This is a genomic window from Roseomonas sp. AR75, from assembly GCF_005222815.1.
Taxonomy (GTDB): Bacteria; Pseudomonadota; Alphaproteobacteria; order Acetobacterales; family Acetobacteraceae; genus Falsiroseomonas.
Genome location: NZ_STGB01000001.1, coordinates 819,670 through 841,263 on the forward strand (window position 1 = coordinate 819,670; position 21,594 = coordinate 841,263).

The 21,594-nt window shown below is 71.3% G+C and carries 22 protein-coding genes and 2 tRNA genes; 8 read left to right on the forward strand and 16 right to left on the reverse strand.

Annotated elements, in window-relative coordinates; translation table 11 throughout:
- Positions 1-17: 17 nt before the first annotated feature.
- The 8 genes from tatB to argS form a co-directional block, all read right to left on the reverse strand.
- Complete coding sequence (gene tatB / locus E4T13_RS03770; RefSeq protein ID WP_137176882.1) at positions 18-578, reverse strand: Sec-independent protein translocase protein TatB; 561 nt, start codon at positions 576-578, stop codon at positions 18-20.
- A 103-nt stretch (positions 579-681) separates the two neighbouring features.
- On the reverse strand, positions 682-1,788 hold the full coding sequence (locus E4T13_RS03775; protein WP_137176883.1) for an ABC transporter ATP-binding protein: 1,107 nt from the start codon (positions 1,786-1,788) through the stop codon (positions 682-684).
- Between the two features lie 149 nt (positions 1,789-1,937).
- On the reverse strand, positions 1,938-2,612 hold the full coding sequence (gene scpB / locus E4T13_RS03780; protein ID WP_137176884.1) for an SMC-Scp complex subunit ScpB: 675 nt from the start codon (positions 2,610-2,612) through the stop codon (positions 1,938-1,940).
- On the reverse strand, positions 2,596-3,432 hold the full coding sequence (locus tag E4T13_RS03785; RefSeq protein WP_137176885.1) for a ScpA family protein: 837 nt from the start codon (positions 3,430-3,432) through the stop codon (positions 2,596-2,598). Before E4T13_RS03785 ends, scpB begins: the two co-directional genes overlap by 17 nt.
- A gap of 13 nt (positions 3,433-3,445) precedes the next feature.
- Complete coding sequence (locus tag E4T13_RS03790; protein ID WP_137176886.1) at positions 3,446-4,138, reverse strand: site-2 protease family protein; 693 nt, start codon at positions 4,136-4,138, stop codon at positions 3,446-3,448.
- Positions 4,139-4,140: 2 nt separating this feature from the next.
- Positions 4,141-5,097, reverse strand: a complete 957-nt coding sequence (nagZ, locus tag E4T13_RS03795; protein WP_137176887.1) for a beta-N-acetylhexosaminidase — start codon at positions 5,095-5,097, stop codon at positions 4,141-4,143.
- Positions 5,098-5,101: 4 nt separating this feature from the next.
- Positions 5,102-5,824, reverse strand: a complete 723-nt coding sequence (locus E4T13_RS03800) for an SPOR domain-containing protein (RefSeq protein ID WP_170984780.1) — start codon at positions 5,822-5,824, stop codon at positions 5,102-5,104.
- A 2-nt stretch (positions 5,825-5,826) separates the two neighbouring features.
- Entirely contained in the window at positions 5,827-7,608 is a 1,782-nt protein-coding gene (gene argS / locus E4T13_RS03805) for an arginine--tRNA ligase (RefSeq protein ID WP_137176889.1), read from the reverse strand.
- A gap of 126 nt (positions 7,609-7,734) precedes the next feature.
- Between argS and E4T13_RS03810 the strand changes: the two genes are divergently transcribed.
- Together E4T13_RS03810 and E4T13_RS03815 are read left to right on the forward strand one after the other, a co-directional pair.
- Positions 7,735-8,292 carry a hypothetical protein gene (locus tag E4T13_RS03810; RefSeq protein WP_137176890.1) on the forward strand — a complete coding sequence of 186 codons (558 nt, stop codon included), beginning with the start codon at positions 7,735-7,737 and terminating at the stop codon, positions 8,290-8,292.
- A 100-nt stretch (positions 8,293-8,392) separates the two neighbouring features.
- Positions 8,393-9,361, forward strand: a complete 969-nt coding sequence (locus E4T13_RS03815; protein ID WP_137176891.1) for a tripartite tricarboxylate transporter substrate binding protein — start codon at positions 8,393-8,395, stop codon at positions 9,359-9,361.
- 29 nt (positions 9,362-9,390) lie between these two features.
- On the opposite strand, the gene E4T13_RS03820 is transcribed toward E4T13_RS03815, so the two are convergent.
- A complete protein-coding gene (locus tag E4T13_RS03820; protein ID WP_137176892.1) occupies positions 9,391-10,560 on the reverse strand; it encodes a deoxyguanosinetriphosphate triphosphohydrolase in 1,170 nt (389 codons plus the stop codon).
- 101 nt (positions 10,561-10,661) lie between these two features.
- On the opposite strand from E4T13_RS03820, the gene E4T13_RS03825 reads away from it, so the two are divergent.
- Positions 10,662-11,021 (forward strand): iron-sulfur cluster assembly accessory protein, encoded by a 360-nt coding sequence (locus E4T13_RS03825; RefSeq protein WP_137176893.1) that lies wholly within the window; start codon positions 10,662-10,664, stop codon positions 11,019-11,021.
- 55 nt (positions 11,022-11,076) lie between these two features.
- The gene (locus E4T13_RS03830; RefSeq protein WP_137176894.1) at positions 11,077-11,847 is read left to right on the forward strand and encodes an exodeoxyribonuclease III; all 771 of its coding nucleotides are present in this window, start codon (positions 11,077-11,079) and stop codon (positions 11,845-11,847) included.
- A 7-nt stretch (positions 11,848-11,854) separates the two neighbouring features.
- On the opposite strand, the gene E4T13_RS03835 is transcribed toward E4T13_RS03830, so the two are convergent.
- A complete protein-coding gene (locus E4T13_RS03835) occupies positions 11,855-12,232 on the reverse strand; it encodes a hypothetical protein (protein ID WP_206030063.1) in 378 nt (125 codons plus the stop codon).
- Between the two features lie 145 nt (positions 12,233-12,377).
- Positions 12,378-14,096: a dihydroxy-acid dehydratase gene (gene ilvD / locus E4T13_RS03840; protein WP_137176895.1), complete on the reverse strand. Its 1,719-nt coding sequence runs from the start codon at positions 14,094-14,096 to the stop codon at positions 12,378-12,380.
- 134 nt (positions 14,097-14,230) lie between these two features.
- On the opposite strand from ilvD, the gene E4T13_RS03845 reads away from it, so the two are divergent.
- Both E4T13_RS03845 and E4T13_RS03850 read left to right on the forward strand, forming a co-directional pair.
- On the forward strand, positions 14,231-14,797 hold the full coding sequence (locus tag E4T13_RS03845) for a Uma2 family endonuclease (RefSeq protein WP_137176896.1): 567 nt from the start codon (positions 14,231-14,233) through the stop codon (positions 14,795-14,797).
- A gap of 39 nt (positions 14,798-14,836) precedes the next feature.
- Positions 14,837-15,316, forward strand: coding sequence for a hypothetical protein (locus tag E4T13_RS03850; protein WP_137176897.1), 480 nt, complete (start codon positions 14,837-14,839; stop codon positions 15,314-15,316).
- A 12-nt stretch (positions 15,317-15,328) separates the two neighbouring features.
- On the opposite strand, the gene E4T13_RS03855 is transcribed toward E4T13_RS03850, so the two are convergent.
- The 5 genes from E4T13_RS03855 to E4T13_RS03875 all read right to left on the reverse strand — a co-directional run bounded on the left by E4T13_RS03855 (position 15,329) and on the right by E4T13_RS03875 (position 21,208).
- On the reverse strand, positions 15,329-15,514 hold the full coding sequence (locus tag E4T13_RS03855; protein ID WP_137176898.1) for a hypothetical protein: 186 nt from the start codon (positions 15,512-15,514) through the stop codon (positions 15,329-15,331).
- A gap of 73 nt (positions 15,515-15,587) precedes the next feature.
- A complete protein-coding gene (locus E4T13_RS03860) occupies positions 15,588-18,281 on the reverse strand; it encodes a valine--tRNA ligase (protein ID WP_137176899.1) in 2,694 nt (897 codons plus the stop codon).
- A 132-nt stretch (positions 18,282-18,413) separates the two neighbouring features.
- Entirely contained in the window at positions 18,414-18,971 is a 558-nt protein-coding gene (locus E4T13_RS03865; RefSeq protein WP_240790975.1) for a DUF2497 domain-containing protein, read from the reverse strand.
- Between the two features lie 3 nt (positions 18,972-18,974).
- The gene (locus tag E4T13_RS03870) at positions 18,975-20,399 is read right to left on the reverse strand and encodes a TolC family outer membrane protein (RefSeq protein ID WP_137176900.1); all 1,425 of its coding nucleotides are present in this window, start codon (positions 20,397-20,399) and stop codon (positions 18,975-18,977) included.
- Positions 20,400-20,509: 110 nt separating this feature from the next.
- On the reverse strand, positions 20,510-21,208 hold the full coding sequence (locus E4T13_RS03875) for a protein-L-isoaspartate O-methyltransferase (RefSeq protein WP_240790976.1): 699 nt from the start codon (positions 21,206-21,208) through the stop codon (positions 20,510-20,512).
- Between the two features lie 90 nt (positions 21,209-21,298).
- On the opposite strand from E4T13_RS03875, the gene E4T13_RS03880 reads away from it, so the two are divergent.
- Together E4T13_RS03880 and E4T13_RS03885 are read left to right on the forward strand one after the other, a co-directional pair.
- Positions 21,299-21,369 (forward strand) — tRNA-Cys (locus E4T13_RS03880).
- Positions 21,370-21,470: 101 nt separating this feature from the next.
- Positions 21,471-21,545: transfer RNA gene (locus E4T13_RS03885), tRNA-Asn, on the forward strand.
- The last annotated feature ends 49 nt before the right edge of the window (positions 21,546-21,594 follow it).

Sequence of the window (21,594 nt, forward strand, 5' to 3'; positions counted from 1 at the left end):
GTGGAAGCTTTCGGGTCTCAGGCCGCAGGTCCGCTGGCGCCGGCGGGCGGCGGCGCGGCAGTCACGGGCGATGGCGGCGGTGGCGGCGATGCGGGCGGCGGCGATGCGGGTGGCGGCGGCGTTGCCGCCGCGATGCCCGGCGGCACGAAGGCGGGCGCCGCAACGGGCTGCGGCGGCTGGGCAGCGGGTTCCTCCGGCCCCGCCGCGGGCGATTCAGGCGGCGGTGTCACGGCGGCGCCATGCGCCGGCGGCGGCCGGTCGTCGAAGGCGTCCTTCAGCGGGTTGCCGATCGGATCCTCGTTGAAGGTCTGGCGAAGCGACCCGTCCTTGTCGACCTCGCGCTCCACGGCGCCGCGGAAGTCGAAGTTGCGGATCTCGTTGATCTGGCTTCGCACGTCCTCGAGCTTGGCCTCGCGCACCACCTCGTCCAGCTGGCCCTGGAATTCGCCGGCCATCCGGCGCAGCTTCTGGATGCCCTTGGCTACGCCGCGCACCGCCTCCGGCAGGTCCTTCGGGCCGATGACGACCACCGCGACCACCGCGATCAGCGCAAGTTCCGTCCAGTCGAGACCGAGCATGCCACCCCTTCCCCGCACCCGGCTTCTTGGCCCCGGCGGCGGGGCGTTCCCGTTAGCAGGAAGGCCGCGCCCCGCCAATGCGGCCGGCTTGCGTTCGCCCTACTTAGGGTGTCTCGGCCGGGAATACGAAGGCCCGCTCGGCATCCATCGCAACGGACACCTTCTCTCCACGCTTCAGCCAGATTCCCGGCGGCAGCCGGGCGTGCAGGTGCAGCAGCCCGCCTTGCCCGTCGGGCACGGCCAGGTGGACCAGCGTGGTCGCGCCAAGCAGTCGGCAGGCCTCGACCTCGGCCATGGTTCCGCCCCCCGGTGCGGCGGCCGGCGGCTCCAGCGAGGGCGCCCCCAGCACGCGGAGGCCCTCCGGCCGCAGCAACACCTCCAGCGCCGCGCCGTCCTCCCGCGGAAGGCCGCTTGCGGGCAGGCGGTTGCCGAGCGCGATGGCGCCGATCGGCGTCTCCGCCCGGCCGGCCTGCAGCCGCGCGGGTAGCCGGTTCACCTCGCCCAGGAAGGTGGCAACGAAACGGCTTTCCGGAGCCAGATAGAGATCGGCCGGTGTGCCGAGCTGCTCGATCCGCCCCTCGTTCATCAGGGCGATCCGGTCCGCCATGAACATCGCTTCCTCGGCGTCATGCGTGACGATGAGGGTGGCGATGCCGGCTTCCTGCAGCACATGCAGCGTGTCGTCGCGCACCTGCTCCCGCAGGCGCGCATCCAGGCTGGCGAAGGCCTCGTCCAGCAGCAGCACGGCCGGGCGCGGCGCCATGGCGCGGGCCAGGGCCACGCGCTGCTGCTGCCCGCCGGACAGCATGTGCGGCCAGGATTGGGCGTAGCCCTCCAGCCCGACACGGGCCAGCGCATCCATGATCCGCCATTTGCGCTGGCCGCGCGGCACGAATCGCAGGCCGAAGGCGACGTTCTCCTCGACGGTCAGGTGCGGGAACAGGGCGTAGTCCTGGAAGACGAAGCCGACGCCGCGGGCTTCCGGCGGCACCTCGCGCCCTGGCTCGGCAATGGTCTGCTCGCCGAGCGCGATGCGCCCGGCCTGCAACGGTTCCAGCCCTGCGGCCAGCCGCAACAGCGTGGTCTTGCCGCAGCCGGAAGGGCCGAGCAGGCAGACGATCTCGCCGGGCTTCGCGGCCAGCGACAGGCCCCGCAGCACCTCGCCGCGCTCGGGATAGGCGTGCCGGATCGAGTCGAAGGATATTGTCACTGTTCCGCGCCCTCAGACGCCGGGCGCGCGCTCCGCGCGCTTGGCTTGCGCGCAGGCGACGGCCAGCGCGGGGGGCAAGGTCAGGTTGTACGCGGGCCGCCTTCGCGGCCTCGGCGCGCACAAGACGGCGCGCGCCGCCGGCTCCCTCGTCACGCCCGGGATTCCTCGGCCGGAGTTACCTCGGGAGCGGTCTCGTCCTCCGCCCTCTCCTCCGCCGCGGCCAGCAGGGGCGCCGCCACCTCCGCGCTCACCAGTTCCTCGCGCTTCGGCAGGTCCTTGATCGAGGCGAGGCCGAACTGCTCCAGGAAACGCGGCGTGGTGCCCCAGAGGGTCGGGCGGCCCGGCACCTCCTTGTGGCCCTTCGGCGCGATCAGCCCGTGTTCCAGCAGCGCTTCCAGCGTCGCCTGGGAAAGGCCGGCGCCCCGGATCTCCTCGACCTCGGCGCGGGTCACCGGCTGGTGCCAGGCGATGACGGCCAGCGTCTCCATCGCAACACGCGGCAGCCGCCGCGGCACCTCCACCACGCGGGTCAAGGCGGGGGCGAGGTCAGGCGCGGTGCGCAGCGCCCAGCCGCCGGCGACCTCGGCCAGCACCACGCCGCGGCCATGCAACGCCTCGCCCAGCGCGGCCAGCACCGTCGCAGCCGCCTGCCCCTCCGGCAGCACCTGCTGCAGCCGCTGCGGCGTCACCGGCCGGTCGGAGGCGAAGAGCAGGGCTTCGGCCAGCCGCACCGCCTCCGGCGTCGCCGGTTCGGGGGGCGCTGCTTGCTCTGCTGCCGCCGCAGGCTCCTCCGGCGGGGCCGCATCCTCAGGCGGCGCGGACATCCTTGTTCTCCTCCACGCGCTCGGCGCGGCGGAGCATGATGGGACCGAAGGCCCGCTCCTGACGAAGCTCCACCGCGCCGCCGCGGGCCATCTCCAAGCCTGCCACGAGCGTGCTGGCAAGTGCCGCGCGGCGTTCCACGGTGTCGAGCGAGGCGCCGACCTCGCCATCCGGCAGGAATCGCTGCAGCACCGCCCAGGAGGGGAAGCCGCCGAGGGTGCGGGCGAGATGGGTGATCGCTTCCTGGACCGACCACAGGCGGCGGGGCTTCGGGCGGTAGGGGCGCTTGGCGATGGCGCGCCGTCGCCCCGCGACATAGGCCTGGCACAGCGCGGAGAGGTCGGCGCGGATGCCGGAGCGGTCCTGCACCGTCAGGTCCTCCGGCGCGCCGCGCGGGAACAGGTCGCGGAACAGCTGCGGCCGGGCGCCGAGCCAGGCGGCACCGGCCCGCATCCGCTCCAGCTCGGCGAGGCGGTCGGTCAGGCGGCCGGCAACCGCCTCCGGATCCTCCCCGGCGGCTTCTTCCTTCGGCAGCAGCAAGCGGGACTTCAGCCAGGCCAGCCAGGCCGCCATCACCAGCCATTCCGCCTGGAGTTCCAGCCGCATCCCACGCGCCGTCTCGATCACCGCCAGGTACTGGTCCACCAGGGCGACGATGGAGATGCGCTCCAGATCCACCTTCTGCGCCCTGGCGAGATCCAGCAGCAGGTCGAGCGGCCCCTCGAAACCGTCGAGCTGCAGGTGCAGCACCGGCGCCGTGGCCGCGCCGAGCGGGGCGGGAAAGGCAGGCGCGGCAGGGGTCTGGATGGCGGCGGCGGTCATGCGGCTCCCCCTTCTAGTTGCCGGACAGGATGAAGATCGCGCGCAGCACCGGCAGCGCGACATGGGCCAGCAGCCAGCCGAGCGGATTGAAGCCCGGCACCAGCGAGGGCAGCACGAAGATCAGGCCCAGCACGATCAGCAGCCCCGCGCGCTCCAGCGAGGCGACGGCGCGCGCCGCCGGGGCGGGCAGGATGCCGACCAGGATGCGTCCCCCGTCCAGGGGCGGAATCGGCAGGAGGTTGAAACAGGCCAGGACGACATTCACCAGCATGCTGATCGCGACGAAGCGCAGAAGCCATTCCGTCACCGCCAGGGGCAGCGAATCGGCCAGCGCCTCCACCCCATGGGCGGCGATCCCGAAGCCCCAGGCAAGGGCGAAATTGATTCCGGGCCCGGCCGCCGCGACCAGCACCATGCCCCAGCGCGGGTTGCGCAGCCGCCAGATGTCCACCGGCACGGGCTTCGCCCAGCCGAACATCGCCTCCACCCGGCCGATGGTGAGCATCTGCGTCGCAAGAAGCATTCCCGGCACGATCAGTGTGCCCACCGGGTCCACATGGCGCAGCGGGTTGAGGCTCAGCCGTCCCGCGCGCTCCGCGGTGTCGTCCCCGAGCCATTTCGCGGCATAGCCATGCGCCGCCTCATGCAGGGTGATGGCGAGGATCGCCGCCAGGGCGATGGCCGAGACTTCCGCGATCCAGGACATGGTCAGGCCACGGCCGTCTGCGGACGCTTCGCCTGCAGCATCGCCGCCCGCGCGGCCGCAAGACGGCGCCACGCCGCCTCCGACGGCGGCGGGCAGGCGGCGAGCAGCGCCTCGGTCTCCGCCAGGACGCCGGTGCAATGCAGCACCAGGTCGCAGCCCGCCTCGATGGCGGCGCCGGCGAGGTCGTTGCTCTGCCCCCGCATCGCGCCCATCGCGAGATCGTCGGAAACCAGCACCCCATCGAAGCCGATGGCGCCGCGGATCACGTCGCGGACGATCGTGGAGGACAGCGTGGCCGGGCGGGAGCGGTCCCAGGCGTCGTAGAGGATATGCGCCGTCATAGCCCAGGCGCCCGATCCGGCCAGCGCCCGGAACGGCGCGATGTCGGCGGCGAGTTCGCCCGCGGAGGCGGTCACGCGGGGCAGGCTTTCATGGCTGTCCACCAGCGCCCGGCCATGGCCGGGGATATGCTTGATCACGGGGATGCAGCCCGCGGCGTGCAGCCCGCGCACCCAGGCGGCGCCGAGCCGCGCGACCTCCTCCGGCCGGTCGGAGAAGGCGCGGTCGCCGATCACCTGATGCGCGCCGGGCAGGCGCAGGTCGAGGCAGGGGGCGCAGACCACGTCCAGCCCGACCTCCGCGCATTCGGCGCCGAGCAGCGCCGCATTCGCCTCCGCGGCCGCCTCCGGCCCCCCTTCGAAGCCGGCGGGCGCGGGGAAGTCGGTCCAATTCGGCGGACGCAGCCGGGCGACGCGGCCACCTTCCTGGTCCACCAGGATCGGCGCCTCCTCGCCCAATTCCGTGCGGAGCGCGGCGGCGAGTGCCGCGACCTGCGCGGGCTCCACCACGTTGCGGCGGAACAGGATGGCGCCGAGCGGACGGTGGCGACGGAACAGCTCCGCCTCCTCCGCGGTCAATGCCGGCCCGGCGAGGCCGACGATGGCGGCGCGCGGCGTCACGCGCTCAGCCGCGCACCGGAACGCAGGCGCCGCCCTTCGACCGGATCTGCTGGCAGAATTCGGCCGCGGCGTCCTGGTCCTGCAGGCCGCCGGTGCGCAGTCGGAACAGCGGCGCCTGGCCCTCGGCCCGATCGAGCCGCGTGATCTGCGGGCTGCGGCCCTCGAACAGCTCGGGCGCGCGGCGCGACAGGCGTTCCCATTCCGACCGCGCGGCCTCCGCGGAGTTGAGCGCGCCGAGCTGGACCTGCACGCGGCCCGTGGTGGCGAAACGCACCGGCGCGGCCGATTCGGGCGCCGCAGGCTCGGCGGCCGGTGTCTCGGCGGGCGTCGCCGCCACGGGCGTTGCAACCGGTGCCGCCATGGGCGGGACGACGGGCGGCGGCGCGACGGCGGCGCGGAGACCGCCGATGTTCGGCGCCTCGGCCTCCGGCATCACCGTCGCGGTGCGTGATACGCCGATCTGCGCCCGGTTGGAGGGCCGGTCGAGGATCAGTTCGCCCTGGTTCGGCACGCGCAGCCCGCCGGGATCGTCAGGCCGGACCTTGAAGGGCCGCGGATCCGCCTCGACCAGCGGCACGACGCCGCCCTGGTTGAAGGCGCGCATCGCCCACCAGCCGCCGGCGCCCGCCGCGGCCACGGCCAGCAACCCCCCGGCCACCGCCAGCATGCGCCAGGGCACCCCCGATGCCTCCCGCTGCACGCGGTAGGACGGGACCATCGCGTCCATCGTCATCGCATCTCCTCGACCGGTTCGACCCCCATCACCGCGAGGCCCGAGCGGAGCACCACCCCCGTGGCGGAGACGAGGGCAAGCCTTGCCCGTGTCGCCTCCGGCTCCTCCGCCCGGATGAATCGCAGGGTCGAGTCATCCCGACCCTTGTTCCATAGTACATGAAAATCGGCAGCCAAGTCTTGGAGGAAAAACGCGATTCGGTGAGGTTCCCGCGCTGCGGCAGCGGCCTCCACCGTGCGCGGCCAGGCGGCCATCCGGCGGATCAGCGCGAGCTCGGCGGGGTCCGTCAGCGCATCGAGCGGCGCGGCGGCAAGATCGGCCACGGGCGGGTCGCCGGCCTGGCGCAGCACGCTGCGGCAGCGGGCATGGGCATACTGCACATAGAAGACCGGATTGTCGCGGGACTGCTCCACCACCTTGTCGAGGTCGAACTCCATCTGGGCATCGGCCTTGCGCGTCAGCATGGTGAAGCGCACGGCGTCCTTGCCGACCTCCTCGATCAGGTCGCGCAGCGTGACATAGGTGCCGGCGCGCTTGGACATGCGCACGGGCTCGCCGTTCTTCAGGACGTGGACGATCTGGGTCAGCACCACGTCCAGCTTCACGCGGTTGTTGGAGAGCGCGCCGACCGCCGCCTTCATGCGCTTGACGTAGCCACCATGGTCGGCGCCCCAGACATGCACCAGCTCGTCGAAGCCGCGCTCGATCTTGTGCAGGTGGTTGGCGACGTCATTGGCGAAATAGGTGCCGGAGCCGTCCGACTTCCGCAGCGGGCGGTCCACGTCGTCGCCGAACTGGGTGGCGCGGAACAGCACCTGCGGGCGCGGCTCCCAATCCTCCGGCGTCTTGCCCTTGGGCGGCTCCAGCACGCCGGTGTATATCAGGTCCTGCGCGGCAAGGCGCGCCTCGGCCTGGTCCAGCTTGCCCTCCTCGACCAGCTTGCGCTCGCTGATGAAGATGTCGTGCTGCACGCCGAGGGCGGCGAGATCCTCCCGCACGGCATCCATCATCAGATGGACGGTGGTGTCGCGGACGATGTCGAGCCAGACATCCGGACCGGCGGCGGCGTAGCCGAACACGCCATCCGGCGCAGCGAGCGCGTCGCCATGGCGTTCCTTCAGTGCGGCGCCGACGGGGATCAGGTATTCGCCGCGGTACTGCAGCCCGCCCGGCACCGACTGCGCGTAGTGGTCCTCGGTCATGGTGGTGCCGAGGGCCTGCAGGTAGCGCCAGTAGGCGGCATAGGCGAGCGCCAGCACCTGCGCGCCGGCATCGTTGATGTAGTATTCGCGGGTGACCTCGTAGCCTGCCTTGGCCAGCAGCCCCGCGAGGCCATCGCCCACCACGGCGCCGCGGCAATGCCCGACATGCATCGGCCCCGTGGGGTTCGCCGAGACATACTCGACGTTGACCTTGACCCCCTGCCCCATCCGGCTGTCGCCGTAGGACTCACCCGCCGTCAGGATCGCCGGCACCTGGCGCCGAACAAAATCCTCGCGCAGGCGGAGGTTGACGAAGCCGGGGCCGGCGGGCGTGGCCTCCGCCACCTCGGGCAGGGCGGCAAGCTTCTCGGCCAGCGCGGCCGCCAGTTTCTGCGGCGGCTGGCGGGCGGGCTTGGCGACGACCATGGCGCCATTGGTCGCCATGTCGCCATGCGCGGGGTCGCGCGGCGGCTCGGTCTGCACCTTGGCGAAGGAATCCTCGGGCAGGTCCGGCAGGATCTCGCGCAGGGCGGCCACGGTGCGGGCGCGCATCGCGGCGAAGATGTCTTGGGTCATGGTGCCGCGGTGTTAGCCCAGGCGGGGCGGGGTCGCCATTGTCTCTGGACAGGCAGCTGGCCACTACCCATGGTTGCGGGCGGCCGGCGTGCGCTGGCGCCCGGCATCCACCATCGGGGGTGTGCCATGCCGTACTACAAGCTGATCGAAGGCGAGGGCATCGCAGGGCCGTTCCCGGCCGTCACGGCCGAGACGACCGCGCTGTATTCCTGCATGGGAATCGTGTTCCGCAACACCGGCACGAATGTCTGCGGCCTCTACCACTACGGCGCCAACACGCTGCACCATGTTTTCGTACAGAACACCATCCTGCAGATGCTCAACGACATCCAGCCGACCGATGTCTACATCACCGCCCCTCCGCTGGTCTCCGCGAGCAGCAATGGGCAGGGATCCACCAACTTCGATCGCAATCAGGTGGACCTCTTCCTGGTCCAGCATGCAATGGGAATGGTCACCTGGCAGGGGGATCGGACCTTCGCCAACTACGTGCAGGGATATGCAGGGTTCAGCCTCAACCAGGGCGTCAACCTCGGCGGCGGCACGCGGCGCTCGATCGAGATGGCGACGCAGATGCCATCGCCGAACGGCCGGACCATGGGCGGGGTTGCAACCTTCTATGGCGGCCTCGGCCCGAAAACACCGGCGCGCACACATCACGTGGACGACCGCGCGCTCGGCTGAGGCCGCGGCGTGTCCAGCGTGAACCTGCCCACGCTGGCGCGGGCTGGTCGCCGGGCTGCCGGCGCGGCAAGCTGGGCCTGCCAAACCGGAGGAAACCGTCATGGATCGCCGCACCCTGCTGGGCGCGCTCGCCGCCGCACCCCTGTTGCCCGGCGCCGCCCGCGCCCAGGCCGACTGGCCGTCCCGACCGGTGACGGTGGTGGTGCCCTTCGTCGCGGGTGGCCCTTCCGACATCACGGCCCGGACCATCGCCGCGCGGATGAATGTCGGCCAGCCCGTCGTGGCGGAGAACCGCCCCGGCGCGAATGGCGAGGTCGCCGCCCGGGCGGTGGTGCGCTCGGCGCCCGATGGGCACACGCTGTTCGTCGGCTCGATCGGCGTCTTCGCCATCAACACCGCGCTGCGCCCGAACCTGGGCTACGACCCGATCCGGGAGCTGACGCCGATCACGCTCGCGGTGACCACCCCCAATGTCCTGGTGGTCAACGCGGAGAAGGTGCCGGTCCGCACCATGGCGGAGCTGATCGACTGGCTGAAGCAGAACCGCGGCAAGACCAGCTACTCGACCTCGGGCGTCGGCTCCTCGGACCATCTCACAATGGAGCTGTTCAAGCAGCGGACCGGGACGGACCCGGAGCACGTCCCCTACCAGGGCGGCGCCGCGGCCGCGACGGACCTGATCGCCGGCAATGTCCAGCTCAGCTTCCAGAACCTCGGCACGGTGGCGGGCCACATCCAGGGCGGGCGGCTGCGCGCCATCGCGGTCACTTCCGCTGAGCGCAACCGGCTGCTCCCGGATGTGCCGACCGCCATCGAGCAGGGCCTCGCCGACTTCGTCGTGACCTCCTGGCAGGCTGTGATGGCGCCAGGCGGCATGGCGCCCGCACTGCAGGCGCGGGTGCATGCTGCGGTGGTCGAGGCGCTGAAGCAGCCGGAGAACGTGCAGCGCCTGAACGGCATCGGCTTCGACGTCATCGGCAACAGCCCCGCCGAGTACCGCGCTTTCCAGGAGGCCGAGATTGCCCGCTGGCGCGAGGTGGTGCGCGCCGCGAACATCCGGGCGGAGTGACGTGACGCGGGCGCGCGTCACGCGCCCGCTCACCCCGGCACCGTCGGATCCGTCATGCGCCGGTGCTCTTCCAGCGCGTAGCGGTCGGTCATGCCGGCGAGGTAGTCGCACACCGCCGCCGCGGCCTCGCGCGAGCCGGCCTCGCCCGCCTTCTCCTGCCACCAGGGCGGCAATTGCCGCGGCTCGCCATGCAGCAGCGTGAACAGCATCTGCAGCGCGCGCTTGCATTTCTGCGTCGTGCGGTTGACCCGCCAGTGGCGGTACATGCGGGCGTAGAGGAAGGCGCGAAGCTGGTTGTTCGCTTCCATCACGCCGTCCGAGAAGGCCACCACGGGACGATCCGCCGCGCGGATGTCGTCTGCGCTGCGCGGGGCCAGTATGGCCAGGCGCCGCCGTGTCTCCGCCACCACGTCGTTGACCATCGCATTGATGACACGCCGCACCGTCTCGCTCACCGCGCGGTCGCGCGGCATGCCCGGATTGTCGCGCTTCGCATCCTCGAAGGCGGAACCGACCAGCGGCAGCGCCGCGGCTTCCTCCAGCGCGAAGATGCCCGCGCGCACGCCGTCGTCGAGGTCGTGGTTGTTGTAGGCGATGTCGTCGGCGATCGCGGCGACCTGGGCCTCCGCGCTCGCGTGGGTGGTCAGGTCCAGCGGATGCTGCCGGTCATAGGCGGCGATGTAGGGCGCGGGGCGGCGCAGCGGGCCGTTGTGCTTGGCCAGCCCCTCCAACGTTTCCCAGGTGAGGTTCAGCCCGTCGAAGCCGGCGTAGCGCGTCTCCAGCAGCGTCACCGCCTTCAGCGACTGCGCGTTGTGGTCGAAGCCGCCATGCGGCTTCATCATCGCGTCCAGCGCCTCCTCCCCTCCATGGCCGAAGGGCGGGTGGCCGAGGTCATGGGCCAGCGCCAGCGCCTCCGCCAGATCCTCGTCCAGCGCGAGTTCGCGCGCGATGGAACGGGCGATCTGCGCCACTTCCAGCGAATGGGTCAGGCGCGTGCGGAAATGGTCGCCCTCGTGATAGACGAAGACCTGCGTCTTGTACTGCAGCCGCCGGAAGGCAGTGGAGTGGATGATGCGGTCGCGGTCGCGCTGGAAGGGCGAGCGCGTGCCGCCGCCGGCCTCCGGGTGCAGGCGGCCGCGGGACTCGGCGGCGCGCACCGCCCAGGGGGCCAGCCCGTCCGCCAGGCGCTGTTGGTCCATCCGCCGCGCGTAGCATCGGGGCGGCGGCTGCCGCAACGGGCGCGACGGTTGGAAACCGGGGCGCGGACGCCCTATCTTCACCGCAAGGAGTCTCGCGCCCCATGGATCTCGCCACCACCCAAGCCCCGCTCGCCCCGTTCCGCGTGACGCCACGCGCCGCCGCGCAGGTCGCCGAGATCGCCGCCCGGGAGGGCAAGCCCGGCGCCGGGCTGCGCCTTGCGGTGGATGCAGGCGGCTGCTCGGGCTTCCAGTATCGCTTCGGGCTGGAGGACGCGCCGGCGGCCGACGACCTGGTGGTGGAAGCCGGTCCAGGCCGTGTCTTCGTGGACCCGGTCAGCCTGGAGCTGCTGGCGGGCGCCGAGCTTGACTGGGCGGAGGCGCTGATCGGTGCGCATTTCGCCGTGAAGAACCCCCAGGCGGTCAGCGCCTGCGGCTGCGGGACTTCCTTCGCGGTCGGTTGACCCGGCCCCCGCGCGGCTCTCGACGGGCCGCGCGGCCGCGGGCAGTGTCGCGGCCATGCGCCTTGCCAGCTTCAACGTGAACTCGATCCGCCGGCGTGCCGGGCATGTGCGGCGCTTCCTGGACCGCAAGCAGCCGGATCTGCTGTTCCTGCAGGAACTGAAGTGCAGGACCGAGGAATGCCCCTCGCTCGAATTCGAGGGCTCCGGCTATCGCGTGCATGCAGTGGGGCAATCCGGCGGGCGGAACGGCGTCGCGGTGCTCGGCCGCATCCCCTTCGAGGTCGTGTCCGAAGCCCTGCCCGGCGACCCCGCCGACAGCCAGGCGCGATACATCGAGGTTTCGGCGGCCGGGATACGTGTGGCGGGCATCTACCTGCCCAACGGCAATTCCGGCGGGGACGAGGGCTATGGCTACAAGCTCGCCTGGATGGCCCGGCTGCGGGAATTGGCGCAGGCGCGGCTGGACGCTTTCCTGCCTTTCGCGGTCCTCGGCGACTTCAACGTCTGCCCGACCGAGATCGACCTGGCACCACGCGCGCTGCCGCCGACCGACGCGCTGGTGCGGCCGGAAACCCGTGCTGCCTGGCGCGCGCTGGAGCATCTCGGGCTCACCGATGCGGTGCGGGCACTGCATCCGGCCGAGCGCATCTACACCTACTGGGACTATGGCGCGAATTTCGACGCCAATGTCGGGCTGCGCATCGACCATGCGCTCCTGAGCGCGGAACTTGCGGAGCGCCTGGCCGCCGCGGAGGTGGATGTCATGCCGCGCAGCGAGGAAAGCCCGTCGGATCACACGCCCGTGCTGATCGACCTCGCGGCGTAACCCGGGCCTAGCCGCCCCAACGTCCGCGGCCGTCGCGCGGCGGGCCCCTGCCCTGCCCGCGGTCGTAGCGCGGTCCGCCGCCGCCGTTCCAACCATAGGAGCGGTAGGCGGGCGGCGGTGGGCGCCAGGCCGGCGAACGGTAATAGACCGCTGGCGGGCGATACACCGGTGCGGGCCGATACACAGGCGCGGGGCGGTAATACACCGGCGGGGGCGCACGATAGACCGGCGCCGGCGCGTAGTACGACTGGGCATAGCCGTAGCCGCTGTAGCCATAGCCGCCATAGCCGTAGCCCGGCGCGGTTCCCGCGGCGACGACGCAACCCGCCAATGGCAGCGACAAGACCAGCAGGCCCAGCCGTCCCAGCACTCCAAGGCGTTGCATGGCACTCTCCGGCGCGGCGGCCGGTTGGGGGGCTTGGTCCGCCGCACCCTCATCCAACGCGAGCCGGACGCCGAAGGTCAGGCGACGGCGCGGCGGAAGCGGGGCGTTCGGGGCGGCGGCGTGGCAGCCGCCCGCCCCTCACGCGTCATTGATCGGCGTAGACGTGGCTTTCCTCGGCCGCGCCGGGGTGGGTCACGGCGCCGTTCAGCGCGGGACCGACGAGTTGCGCATACTTCCACAGCGCGCCGGCGGTGTATTGCGACTTGGGCGCCGTCCAGGCCGCGCGGCGCTTTGCCAGCGTCGCGTCATCGACCAGCAGGTCGATGCTGCCCTTCTCGGCGTCGATGACGATGCGGTCGCCATTCTCCACCAGCGCGATCGGGCCGCCCACCGCCGCCTCCGGCCCGACATGGCCGATGCAGAAGCCGCGCGTCGCGCCGCTGAACCGGCCATCGGTGATCAGCGCGACCTTGTCGCCCATGCCCTGGCCATAGATGGCGCTGGTGGTGGAGAGCATCTCCCGCATGCCGGGGCCGCCCTTCGGGCCCTCGTAGCGGATGATGATGATGTCGCCCGCCTTGTAGGCGCGCATGTCCACCGCCTTGAAGGCGTCCTCCTCGCAATCGAAGCAGAGCGCGGTGCCTTCGAAGCGCAGGCTCTTCATGCCCGCGATCTTCACGATCGCCCCTTCCGGCGCCAGCGTACCCTTCAGGGAGACCACGCCGCCGATCGGCGAGATCGGGTCGCTGGTGGGGTGCACCACGTCCTGGTCCTTGGGCACGATCACCTCGCGGTGGTTCTCCGCCAGCGTCTTGCCGGTGACGGTCATCGCGTCGCCGCGAAGATAGCCGCCATCCAGCAGCGCCTTGATGATCACCGGCACGCCGCCGACGCGGAACACGTCGAGCGCGACATACTTCCCGCCGGGCTTTAGGTCGGCGATGTGCGGCGTGGCGCGCATGATCTCGGCGACGTCGTGCAGGTCGAACTTGATGCCGGCCTCATGCGCGATGGCGGGCAGGTGCAGGCCGGCATTGGTGGAGCCGCCGGTCGCGCCGACGATGGCCGCCGCGTTGAACAGCGCGTCGCGCGTGACGATGTCGCGCGGGCGGATGTTGCGGCGGATCAGCTCCACCACCGCCTCGCCGGATTTTTCCGCCCAGTAGTCGCGGCTTTCATCGGGCGCGGGGGCGCCGGCCGAGCCGGGCAGCGCCAGGCCGATCACCTCGGACACGCAGGCCATGGTGTTGGCGGTGAACTGGCCGCCGCAGGCGCCGGCGCCGGGGCAGGCATGCTGTTCCAGCTCGAACAGCTCCTCGTCCGACATGTTGCCGGCGGCGTGCTGGCCGACCGCCTCGAACACGTCGAGCACGGTCACGTCGCGGCCGTTGTGCTTGCCCGGCATGATCGAGCCGCCGTACATGAAGACGCTCGGCACGTTGAGCCGCACCATGGACATCATAAGTCCGGGCAGCGTCTTGTCGCAGCCGCCGAGGCCGACCAGCCCGTCATAGCAATGCCCGCGCATGGTCAGCTCGACGGAATCCGCGATCAGATCGCGGCTGGCGAGCGAGGCCTTCATGGACTGGTGGCCCATGGCGATGCCGTCGGTCACGGTGATGGTGGTGAATTCGCGCGGCGTGGCGCCGGCGCGCTTGACGCCGACCTTGGCCGACTGCGCCTGGCGGGACAGCGCGATGTTGCAGGGCGCGGCCTCGTTCCAGCAGGTGGCGACGCCGACGAAGGGCTGCTCGATCTCCTCCTTCGTCAGGCCCATCGCGTAGTAGTAGCTGCGATGCGGCGCACGCTCCGGCCCCACGGTGGTGTGGCGGCTGGGCAGCTTCGACTTGTCCCACTTGGTCATGGTTTGCCCGGGTCTCCTGCACGGGGCCGAGGCGCTTCGCGCCGGCGCTTCCTGCGCCTTTCCGTGCCACATCGCGGCTGTGGCGGTAAGGGGGGCGGCTGGCGTAGGCTGTGCCGGAGGGCCGCATCGCAGCCATGTGCGAAAAGGTCGAACCGCCCGCGGGGGCGATGACGGTGGAGCAGTTCTATGTCTGGGCCGACCAGCAGCCCAGGGGCCGCTACGAGCTGAACCGGTCCGAAATCGTCGCCCTTGTGCCGGAGGCAATCGGGCATGCAAGGGCGGAAGCCGCAGCAGCGCTGGCGCTGCGGACAGCCATCCAGGCCGCCGGCCTGCGCTGCGAGGCCTTCCTGGCAGGCGTCGGCATCCGCGTCGGCGAGGACACGCTCTACATCCCCGACGCCACCGTGAATTGCGGGCCGGCGGTGGGCAACGACGCCCGCGCCCTGCCGGCGCCGGTGATCGTCGTCGAGGTCACCTCCCCCTCCACCGCGCGGGTGGATACGACCGACAAGCTCGAGGACTATTTCCGCCTGCCCTCGCTGCATCACTACCTGCAGATCGACCTCCATCGCCGGGCGCTGTTCCATCATCGCCGGCAGGAGGGCGGCGGCATCCTGAGCACGCTGCTGCGCGGCGGCGCGCTGGCCCTCGACCCGCCTTGCATCACGATCATGGTGGAGGATCTGTTCGGGATTGCCTGATACCACCTACCATCGAGAGGTTCCGAGGGAGGCAAGGTCGTGGCGAGACTGAACGGGCTGCATCTGGCGGGGTTCGCGGCCGGCGTCCTGGCGTTCTCACCGGCGGCGCAGGCGCAGCTCGACCCGCGCGTCGCGGGTCCGTTGCAGGCGATGTACCAGCAGGCCGCCATCGCCTGCCAGCAGGGCGCCCCCGCGGGGTGCCAGCAGATGCAGGCGCTGCAGCAGGCCGCGGGACAGCTCACCCAGGCGCAGGGCGCCTGCCAGATGGGCAACCAGCAGGCCTGCATGGTTTTCCAGAATGGCGCGCAGCAGGTGGTGATGGCCTGGCAGCAGATGCAGATGGGCATGGCGGGCGCCGCCCCTGCCCAGGGCTATTCGCCGCAGCAGCAGCAATTCGACCACCAGCAGCGCATGATGCAGCAGCAGCAGCAATTCCAGCAGCATCAGCAGATGATGCAGCAGCGCCAGCAGCAGATGGACCAGAGCCACCAGCGCTTCATGCAGCAGCTTCGCCAGTAGGCGCGGCGCCCGCTAACCCGTCGCGAGCAGGAAGCCGATCCCCAGGACGAGGCCGATGACGGCGCCGGCGGCCTGCGCCTGCGGGCGGGTCAGGCGGCGGCCGGCGATCTCGCGCTTCGGCAGCGTCTCGGCGCAGACCAGCACGGGCACGGAGAACAGCACGATCGCGACGAGAAGCTTGATCGTGCCGGTGTCCATGCTGGTTCCCTTCCGACCCAGGTTGCGCGGCCCCACCCCGACCCTCCCCCGTGAACGGGGGAGGGAGCGCGAATCAGGCGATGCGCGCCAGGGCGGCGTCGAGGCGGGCCATCTCGGCCTCGGCGGCGGCGAGGCGCTCACGGTTCTCCTCCACCACCTCCTCCGGCGCGCGGGCCACGAAATCGGCGTTGCCCAGCTTGGCCCTGATCTTCTTCGCCTCGCCTTCCGCGGCGCCGCGCGCCTTGGCAAGCCGCGCGCGCTCGGCGCCGAGGTCGATCACATCGGCCAGCGGCAGCATCACCGTCGCCTCGCCCACCACCACCTGCGCGACGCCCTTGGGCGCGGCGCCGTCCAGCGGCTTCACCTCGGTCGCGCGGGCCAGGCGGCGGATGGCGTCGATCCAGCGGTCGGCGCGCGCGAGCGTGGTGCCGGAAGCGCCCTGCAGCAGCAGGGGCACGGTGACGGAGGGCGGCACGTTCATCTCGGCGCGCGCGCCGCGCACCTCGCCGACCAGCGCCACGACCCAGTCGAGCTCGGCCCGCGCCGCCTCGGCGTCCCCCACCGTCACGGCGTCGGGCCAGGCGGTGCGGATCAGGCTGCCTTCCCCGCCATAGCCGAACTGATGCCACAGATCTTCCGTGACGAAGGGCATGGCGGGGTGCAGCAGCTTGAGGATGGTGCCGAAGACATGCTGCGCGGCGCCCTTGACCTCGGCCTTTTCCGCGCTGTCGGGACCGTAGAGCAGCGGCTTGGCGAATTCGATGAACCAGTCGCAGTAGCTGCCCCAGGTAAAGCGGTAGGCGGCGGCGGCGTATTCGTCGAAGCGATAGGCTTCCAGCGCGGCGGTGCATTCCGCGACCGCGCGGTTCGACGCATCCAGGATCCAGCGCGCCAGCGGTGAGGTCGCCGTCGCCGGGTCGAAGGACGCGTCGGCGGCAATCCCGTTCATCTCCAGGAAGCGCGCGGCGTTCCAGATCTTGGTGACGAAGGCGCGATGGTCTTCCACGCGCTTGCGGCCGAGCTTCACGTCGCGGCCCGGCCCGGTCAGCGCGGCGATGGTGAAGCGCAGTGCATCGGCGCCGAAGGCCTCGATCAGCTCCAGGGGGTCCATCACGTTCCCCTTGGACTTCGACATCTTCTGGCCCTTCTCGTCGCGGACCAGGCCGTGGATGTAGACGTGGCGAAACGGCACCTCCTTCATGAAGTGCAGGCCCATCATCATCATCCTTGCGACCCAGAAGAAGATGATGTCGAAGCCCGTCACCAGCACGCTGCCCGGATAGTATTTGCGCAGCTCCGGCGTCCCGTCGGGCCAGCCGAGCGTGCTGAAGGGCCAGAGCGCGCTGCTGAACCAGGTGTCGAGAACGTCGGGGTCGCGGATCAGCGTGACGTCGCGCCCGTATTTTTCCCGCGCGGCGGCAGCGGCTTCGGCCTCGGATTCCGCGACGAACACCTCGCCGTCCGGCGCGTACCAGGCCGGGATCTGGTGGCCCCACCACAATTGCCGGCTGACACACCACGGCTGGATGTCCCGCATCCACGCGAAGAAGGTATTCTCCCACTGGCGCGGCACGAAGACCGTCTGTCCCGTCTCCACCGCCTTGATGGCGGGCTGCGCCAGCGTTTTCGCATCCACGTACCATTGCATGGTCAGCCGCGGCTCGATCGGCACGCCGGAGCGGTCGCCATGCGGCACCTGGTGGACATGCGGCTCGATCTTCTCGATCAGCCCGAGCTCCTCCAGCCGCGCCAGGATCTTCTTGCGGGCCTCGAAGCGGTCGAGGCCGTCCAGCGCGCGCACGAAGGCGGGGTCGCCGATGCCGGGCACCTCCGCCAGATCCGCCTCGATCTCCGCGACCATCACCTTCGCATCCGCATCCAGCACGGACGGCATGGCTAGCGCGTGCCGCTTGCCGACCTCGAAATCGTTGAAGTCGTGCGCCGGCGTGATCTTCACCGCGCCGCTGCCCTTCTCGGGGTCGGAATGCGTATCCGCCACCACCGGGATGCGCCGCCCCGTCAGCGGGAGGATCAGGTGCTTGCCGACGAGATCGGCGAAGCGCGCATCCTCGGGATGCACGGCCACCGCCGTGTCGCCCAGCATCGTCTCCGGCCGCGTGGTGGCCACCACCAGGAAGCGGTCGGGCTCGCCCTCCACCGGATACTTCAGGTGCCAGAGGCTGCCCTTCACCTCGCGGCTTTCCACCTCGAGGTCGGAGATCGCGGTCTGGAACACCGGGTCCCAGTTCACCAGGCGCCGGTCGCGGTACAGCAGCCCCTGGCGCTGCAAGGTGACGAACACCTTCGCCACGGCCTTCGACAGGCCCTCATCCATGGTGAAGCGCTCGCGCGGCCAGTCGAGGCTGGCGCCGAGCCGGCGCAACTGGCGGGTGATGGAGCCGCCGGACTGCGCCTTCCACTCCCACACATGCTTGAGGAACGCCTCGCGCCCCATGGCGCGGCGGTCCTGCCCCTGCGAGGCCAGCAGTCGCTCCACCACCATCTGGGTCGCGATGCCGGCATGGTCCGTGCCGGGCTGCCACAGCGCGTCCCGGCCCTGCATGCGGCGCCAGCGCGTCAGCATGTCCTGCACCGACATCGTCAGCGCGTGGCCGATATGCAGGCTGCCCGTGACGTTGGGCGGCGGGATCATGATGACGAAGGGCTGCGCGGCCGAGGCCGGGTCGGCCGCGAAGGCGCCCAGCTTCTCCCAGAGGTCGTAGAGGCGCGGCTCGACGGCCGCGGGTTCGAAGGTCTTCGTCAGCATGGCGGCATCCCTTCCGCGCCGCTCACGCGGCGTCAAGGCCCGCGCATGCCGGCCCCGTCATGCGCTGCCGTCTTCCCGGCTTGCTCCGCTCACATCGAGACGTCGCTGGCGCGCCGGCGCTTCGGCGGCGGGCTACAGCGCCCGCCCGACCACCCGCTCGATCTCCGCACGCACCAGGCGTTCGACCAGGGGCGGCAGGTGCTGGTCGAGCCAGTCCTTCAACAGTGGCCGGATCTCCTCCCGCACCACATCCTCGATCGTCGGGCCACCGCGATGGATGGTCGCGGCGCGCTCCTGCGCGACCGTACGCAGCAGCTTGCCGACCGCGGCGGTGGTGGCCGCAGCCACGGCCGGCGCCACAAGGGCCGCGGCGGGGGGTGTATCCGGCGCCGGCGCCTCCGGCGCGGACATGGCGGCCTCGACCGCCTCGGCCGGCGGGGACGGGCGCGGTTCCGGCATGGGCGACGGCCGGCTTTCCGCCACCGGGGCTGGCGTGGCGGGCTGCACCATCATGGATTCGGTGAGCTGCAGCGGCTCCGGCTGGGGGCGTGCCTCGCCCTCCTCGGTCTCGGCCGGCGGCGGCGCGGCCGCGCCGTCATCCTCGTTCAGGATGCGTCGGATGGAGGCGAGGATGTCGTCCATCGCCGGGTCGGGACCGCCCTGCTTCGGCTGTTCGGGTGCGGCGCTCACGGGTCAGCGCCCCTGCGCCGAGACGCGCTCGGACGAGGTGTCGCCCCAGCCGACCCAGCGATTCCGCACCGCGCGGTAATAGGCCTCCATGTCGTAGAGCTCGACCGGAAGGTTGAGATCCCGCGCCGTCAGGCGCCCGACCGCCGCGGCCAGGCTGTGCGAGGCGGTGATCAGATTGGCCAGCGCACGGACCAGGCTGACGCGGGCATTCAGCAGTTCCTGCTCGGCATTCAGCACGTCGAGCGTGGTGCGGCTGCCGACGATCGCCTCGCGCTGCACGCCATCCAGCGCAATCTCCTGCGCGCGGATCTGGGCGCGGTTCGCATCGGCCTGCGCGCGCGCGGCCTGGAACACTTCGAAGGCCTGGGTTGCCTGCTGTGTCGCGGTGCGGCGCTGCTCCTCGACGACCTGGCGGGACTGCTGCGCCTGCTGGCGCGCCTGCCGCACGGCGGCGTATTCGGCGCCGCCCTGGAAGATCGGCACCGTCACGTTCGCGGTCACCGAGGTGCCGTTCTGGCGCAGGCCGTCCGTGGTCTGGTTGTCCTGCCGGAACACGCTGCCGTTCAGGCTGAGCTGCGGCATGAGCTGGCTGAACTGGATGTCGATCTGGTCGCGCGCCGCGGCCTCGTCGAACAGGGCGGCCACCACGTTCGGGTTGTTCTGGGAGGCATAGATCGCCGCCTCGCGTGCCGTGCCCGTCGGCGTGCGCAGCGGCTGCGGCGGGGTCAGCCGCTGCGGCGCCTGCCCCACCAGCCGTGTGAAGGTGGCACGCGAGGCCTGCAGCCGGCCTTCGGAATCCGCCCGCTGCGCGCGGGCACCAGCCAGGCGGCTTTCCGCCTGCGCCACGTCGGTGCGGGTGATCTCGCCCACCCGGAACCGCTCATTCGTGGCCTGGAGCTGGCGCATCAGCACCTGCTCGTTGTTGGTGTTGAGGCGCACCTCCTCCTGGTCGCGGATCACGGCGACATAGGCGTTCACCGTGTCGAGCAGGATCTGCTGTTCCGTGGCGAACAGCCGGGCGCGCTGCGCGAGAACCTGGTTCTCCGCCCTGCGGGTGGAGGCGACGGTGCGGCCGCCGCGATAGATCGGCTGCGTCACCGAGCCCTGCATCGAGTAGATGTCACGCGAGCGCCAGGGCGTGTCCTGCCGCGCCGCATTGGGCGGAAAGGCCGGCTGGCCCGTGGTGGATCCCGTCTGCTGGCCGGCGGCGCCGGTGAACTGCACGGTAGGCCGCCATCCGGCGAGGGCCTGCGGCACGTTCTCATCGACCGCGCGCAGCTGCGCCCGGGCCGCCTGCAGGGTCGGATTGTTCGAATAGGCCAGCGCGAGCGCTTCCTGCAGCGTCTGACTCTGGGCCGGGCGGACCTGAACGACGGCGGCCGAGGCGAACAGCACGGCAGCGAAGGCGAGGCGGGACGACGACGTCATGCAGTTCTCTCCGCGGTCGCTTTCATCCTACAGCAGGACAGCTTCGGCCATAAGGTCGCCGGTTGTGCGCGCCGATGCAACGCCTTATGGGCACGTGTCGCGGCGCCGCCTCAGAAGACGAAGCCAGGGCTCGGCGCAAAGGCCGGAAGCGCCAGCGTGGCGCAGTCGAACACCGGCGCAACGCTGAAGCTGCCCCCCATGCGGCGACCCAGCACCGCCCGCGCGGCCTGGCCGCGCGTCGCCGGGGCGAGCACGGTGACCAGGCGGCCGCCTTCGGCAAGCTGCCCGGCGAGCGTGGCCGGCACCTCCGGCACTTCGCCTTCAATCAGGATGCCGTCATAGGGCGCGGCGGTCGGGAAGCCGGCCCCCAGCGGCCCTTCGACGATCCGCAGCGAATCCGGCGCGGCCAGCCCCGCGACGGCCTTGCGCGCGGCGGCCACCAGATCCGCATCCCCTTCCAGCGCGATCACCCGGGCGCCGCTGTGCGCCGCGACCGCAGCCGCGTAGCCGGTGCCGGCCCCCACCACGAGCACCCGGTCGCCATCGCGGATCGCCAACAGCTGGAGCAGGCGGGCGATGCACATGGGCTGGATCAGCCCGCGGCCGCCCGCGAAGCGGATGTCCTCATCCGTGTAGGCCCGGGCGGCGAGGTGCGGTGGCATGAAGCGCTCGCGCGGGATCTCGCCCATGGCGGCAAGCAGCCGCCCATCGGTCACCCGGTTCGGGCGAAGCTGCCCGTCCACCATCCGACGGCGGGCCTCCGCCATGTCCTGCATCACGTCGCCGCGCATCGCCACCAGACCTTGCATGCCGGGCTTATACGTTCGCCGCACGGTCGGGCCAAGCCAAGGCGCTGCTTGACCCGGCGTCGTCGCTGCCGGATAGAGGCGGCGACACGTGGCCGCGTGGCAGAGTGGTGATGCACCGGACTGCAAATCCGTGAATGCCGGTTCGATTCCGGCCGCGGCCTTTCTACTTCCATCCCCCATGCGCCGGGCACCCGCTTCGCGGATACGGCCTGGGGGCTTCACCCCGGGCCGATCGGTTGCTATAGCCCCGGCCCTTGGCTGATCCGGCGTGGCGCAGCGGTAGCGCAGCGGACTGTTAATCCGTTGGTCGTTGGTTCGAATCCAACCGCCGGAGCCATCACTCCCCTGCAGTCGAAGCCTTGGTCCTGCGCACGGGCCGGCGCACG

Bases quoted from the DNA above. Each gene is read 5' to 3' on its own strand.
- tatB (WP_137176882.1), bottom strand. From the start codon at position 578: ATGCTCGGTCTCGACTGGACGGAACTTGCGCTGATCGCGGTGGTCGCG.
- scpB (WP_137176884.1), bottom strand. From the start codon at position 2,612: ATGTCCGCGCCGCCTGAGGATGCGGCCCCGCCGGAGGAGCCTGCGGCG.
- E4T13_RS03785 (WP_137176885.1), bottom strand. From the start codon at position 3,432: ATGACCGCCGCCGCCATCCAGACCCCTGCCGCGCCTGCCTTTCCCGCC.
- E4T13_RS03790 (WP_137176886.1), bottom strand. From the start codon at position 4,138: ATGTCCTGGATCGCGGAAGTCTCGGCCATCGCCCTGGCGGCGATCCTC.
- E4T13_RS03800 (WP_170984780.1), bottom strand. From the start codon at position 5,824: ATGGACGCGATGGTCCCGTCCTACCGCGTGCAGCGGGAGGCATCGGGG.
- argS (WP_137176889.1), bottom strand. From the start codon at position 7,608: ATGACCCAAGACATCTTCGCCGCGATGCGCGCCCGCACCGTGGCCGCC.
- E4T13_RS03810 (WP_137176890.1), top strand. From the start codon at position 7,735: ATGCCGTACTACAAGCTGATCGAAGGCGAGGGCATCGCAGGGCCGTTC.
- E4T13_RS03815 (WP_137176891.1), top strand. From the start codon at position 8,393: ATGGATCGCCGCACCCTGCTGGGCGCGCTCGCCGCCGCACCCCTGTTG.
- E4T13_RS03820 (WP_137176892.1), bottom strand. From the start codon at position 10,560: ATGGACCAACAGCGCCTGGCGGACGGGCTGGCCCCCTGGGCGGTGCGC.
- E4T13_RS03825 (WP_137176893.1), top strand. From the start codon at position 10,662: ATGGATCTCGCCACCACCCAAGCCCCGCTCGCCCCGTTCCGCGTGACG.
- E4T13_RS03830 (WP_137176894.1), top strand. From the start codon at position 11,077: ATGCGCCTTGCCAGCTTCAACGTGAACTCGATCCGCCGGCGTGCCGGG.
- E4T13_RS03835 (WP_206030063.1), bottom strand. From the start codon at position 12,232: ATGCAACGCCTTGGAGTGCTGGGACGGCTGGGCCTGCTGGTCTTGTCG.
- ilvD (WP_137176895.1), bottom strand. From the start codon at position 14,096: ATGACCAAGTGGGACAAGTCGAAGCTGCCCAGCCGCCACACCACCGTG.
- E4T13_RS03845 (WP_137176896.1), top strand. From the start codon at position 14,231: ATGTGCGAAAAGGTCGAACCGCCCGCGGGGGCGATGACGGTGGAGCAG.
- E4T13_RS03855 (WP_137176898.1), bottom strand. From the start codon at position 15,514: ATGGACACCGGCACGATCAAGCTTCTCGTCGCGATCGTGCTGTTCTCC.
- E4T13_RS03860 (WP_137176899.1), bottom strand. From the start codon at position 18,281: ATGCTGACGAAGACCTTCGAACCCGCGGCCGTCGAGCCGCGCCTCTAC.
- E4T13_RS03870 (WP_137176900.1), bottom strand. From the start codon at position 20,399: ATGACGTCGTCGTCCCGCCTCGCCTTCGCTGCCGTGCTGTTCGCCTCG.
- E4T13_RS03875 (WP_240790976.1), bottom strand. From the start codon at position 21,208: ATGCAAGGTCTGGTGGCGATGCGCGGCGACGTGATGCAGGACATGGCG.